The sequence below is a fragment of the Amycolatopsis sp. NPDC003676 genome (assembly GCF_053587275.1).
Genome location: NZ_JBSFNS010000229.1, coordinates 1 through 3,044 on the forward strand (window position 1 = coordinate 1; position 3,044 = coordinate 3,044).

Here is a 3,044-nt window from a genome sequence, read left to right on the forward strand (position 1 = left end):
CGAGCATCGACGGTTCAGCGGCAGTTGTGCTTGCCAGGCAAGCGAATCGTCGCGAAATTCGGCTCCGCAACGCTCGCCGGAAGCACCACGCCCCCGGCGAGCGCCGACGGCTCAGCGGAAGATCTGCTTCTCCGGCAAGCGAACCGTCACGAACCCGTTGGCGAAGTTCTGCTCCACCTGCGCGGATTCCTGAGCGTCCGGCATCGCGTTCTTGCACGTGATTCCCGGCCCGTGCCCGGACATCAGCTCCGAGCACGGTCCCTCGTAGTGGTCGGGAAGGCCGAGGTTGTGGCCGATCTCGTGGGCGATGATCCGGGTCGGGTCGTTGCCTTCGGCGACCTGCTGGGTGTCGATGTAGATGTCGCCGGTGCCGTGCCCGTCGGTCTGGGTGTAGGAACCGCCGCCGGTGGTTTCGTGCATGATGATGGTCGCGGCGCCGCCGCTGTTGAGGTGGACGTTGTGCACCGAGGTGTTCCAGTTCGCCGCGGCCTGGGTGGCCTCGGCCTGGTAGTCGGGCAAACCGCTGGCGTCGTAGTACAGCTCCACCGCGTCCAGCGGCGCGGCGGACGCCGTCCCGACTCCGGTCAGCGGCAGCGCCAACGCGGCGGCCGCGCCTGCGGCCAGCCGGCCAAAGCGTTGCAGGGTCATGGTTTTTCCTCTCCGAAAGAGGGTTTCCGGGACAGGGTTCAGCTTCCGATCTGCTGCTGGATCCACGACATGTACTGGGCGATGCCGGTGTAGAGGGTGGTGGTGGCGCATTCGCCGCCGTTGTCGCCGGGGCCGTGGGTTTCGCCTACCAGCGTCCAGTTCCCGGTGGTGCCGACGATCGCGGGGCCGCCCGAATCGCCGTGGCACGCGGAATGCCCGTAGTCGCCGGAGATGCAGACGTCGCCCGCGCCGCCGCCGCCCGCCGCGCACGCGCTGCTGTCGAGGACCTGAAGGTCGATCTGCTGCAGGGTTTGCGCCGTCTGACAGTTGGGCCAGCTCGTGCAGCCCCAGCCGAGCAGCCGCGCGCCCGTTCCCGGCGCCGGGTTGCTCTGCGCCATCGCGACCGGAGCCGACTGGGCGGGCTGGCTCAGGTGCATCATGGTGAGGTCGGTGCCCTGGTCGGTGATCACGTTGTCGATCTGGCCGACCTCGCCCGCGTTGATGTCGATCGCGCCGATCCGCGCCGTCGACGCCTGGCCGCAGTGGTTCGCCGTGATGATCCACTGGGGCGCGACAAGGCTTCCGCCGCAACCGTTGTCCAGCGACACCATGAACGAGTAGGTTTCGCTGGCGTCGCTGCCTCCGATGATGGCCGGCTGCGCCGCGACCGCCGGTGCGGCGACTCCGAACAGCAGGGCTGCCGCGCCCATCACCGCCAGCATTATTTTCCGCATCGCTTTCCCTTCCATAGCAACCACTCCCGCCAATCGCGGGAGAGGCAGGAGTTCGGCCGGGGATACGGCCGGGGGGACCACTTTCGCGGGCGCCGGGCCCGCTATGGAAACCACAGAGTCCCAGGGCCGCCGGAGTCCGAACACCGTCGAAAGGAGGGATACCGCCGGATGCCGAACCGTGCGCGGCGGCACGAACGTCGATTACCGGGATGAACCGAACCCGGAATAACGCGTTCCGGTTGGGCGTCTGCGCTGTTCAACGAGCCGCAATTGGATCGGATGCGGCGAGTTCGGACTTCCGTTCAGCGGACGGCCGGCGCCACTGGACAGCAAAGCCGAACGGGATTCGCGACTTTCGTGGGTATAAGCGATTGCCAAGGATCCCTAAACTGCGAATTGCGCCCGCATTAGCTGACCGCGGTGCGCCATCGTCCTATTCGCAAGAAACGGAGATGTGCATGATCCCAGCACTCAGTCAAAGACACGGCGGACGCGGCGGTATCGCCTTCGCCGCGGCGGTTCTGGCCGCTGGATCAGTTTTCGCCGCCTCGGGCGTCGCGGCCGCCCAGCCCTCGACGGCACCGCTGAACGCGAGAGCCGCGACCGCCATGTCCGCCAGCATCGCGAAGTCGCTCGGCGACCGCACCGTAGGGTCGTACTACGACCAGGCCAGCTCGCACCTGACCGTCACCGTCACCGACCAGGCCGCCGCCGACCAGGTCCGCGCGGCCGGCGCGACGCCGAAGTTCGTGAAATACCGTGCTTCCCAACTGAAAGCCGTCACGTCGGAACTGGCTCGTACGGCCAGCGTCCCCGGCACCGCCTGGCGCGTCGACCCGCGAACCGGCCAGGTGCTCGTCACCGCCGATTCGTCGGTCACCGGAGCCAAGCTCGCCCAGGTGACCAACGCCGTGCACCGCTTCGGCGACAAGGCCCGCTTCGCCAAGACAAAGGGCAAACTGCGCCCCCTGATCAGCGGCGGCGACGCCATCTGGGGCCAGGGCCTGCGCTGCTCGCTGGGCTTCAACGTGCACACCTCGAGCGGCCAGCCCGCGATCCTGACCGCCGGCCACTGCGGCGTCGCGACCAATGACTGGTGGGCCGACCAGGGAAACTCGCAGCACATCGCCAGCACGTCCGGAGCGAACTTCCCCGGCACTGACTACTCGTACGCCACCTACGACTCCGGCGTAGACGCCCCGAGCGCCGTCAACACCGGCCAGCAAATCACCGCAGCAGGCGACGCGACAGTCGGCGAGACCGTCACCCGCAGCGGCTCGACCACCGGCGTCCACGACGGTCAGGTCACCGCGCTCAACGCCACGGTGAACTACCAGGAAGGCGCGGTGAACGGCCTGATCGACACCACCGTCTGCGCAGAACCGGGCGACAGCGGCGGCTCGCTCTTCGACGGCGCCACCGCACTGGGCCTCACCTCAGGCGGCAGCGGAGACTGCAACTCCGGCGGAGAAACCTTCTTCCAGCCGGTTCCCGCAGCATTGAGCGCCTACGGTTTGGTTCTTCCGTAAGCCCGCTTTCCGCTTGGGTTCGGTTTTAGGTACGTGAGGGGAACCCTGAGGGAATCTGATTCCCTCAGGGTTCCCCTCACGTACGGCGCAAGTCCGTGAGGGGCTCCTTGAGGGAATCAGATTACCACAAGGA

General features: G+C 67.4%; 3 protein-coding genes. 1 reads left to right on the forward strand and 2 read right to left on the reverse strand.

Annotation, left to right across the window (positions count from 1 at the left end):
* Nucleotides 1-111 precede the first annotated feature (111 nt).
* Both ACWDNU_RS45015 and ACWDNU_RS45020 read right to left on the reverse strand, forming a co-directional pair.
* Entirely contained in the window at nt 112-648 is a 537-nt protein-coding gene (locus ACWDNU_RS45015) for a snapalysin family zinc-dependent metalloprotease (RefSeq protein WP_370937939.1), read from the reverse strand.
* 38 nt (nt 649-686) lie between these two features.
* Nucleotides 687-1,382, reverse strand: a complete 696-nt coding sequence (locus tag ACWDNU_RS45020; RefSeq protein WP_370937940.1) for a S1 family peptidase — start codon at nt 1,380-1,382, stop codon at nt 687-689.
* Between the two features lie 458 nt (nt 1,383-1,840).
* Between ACWDNU_RS45020 and ACWDNU_RS45025 the strand changes: the two genes are divergently transcribed.
* Nucleotides 1,841-2,911, forward strand: a complete 1,071-nt coding sequence (locus tag ACWDNU_RS45025; RefSeq protein WP_370937941.1) for a S1 family peptidase — start codon at nt 1,841-1,843, stop codon at nt 2,909-2,911.
* Nucleotides 2,912-3,044: the final 133 nt, after the last annotated feature.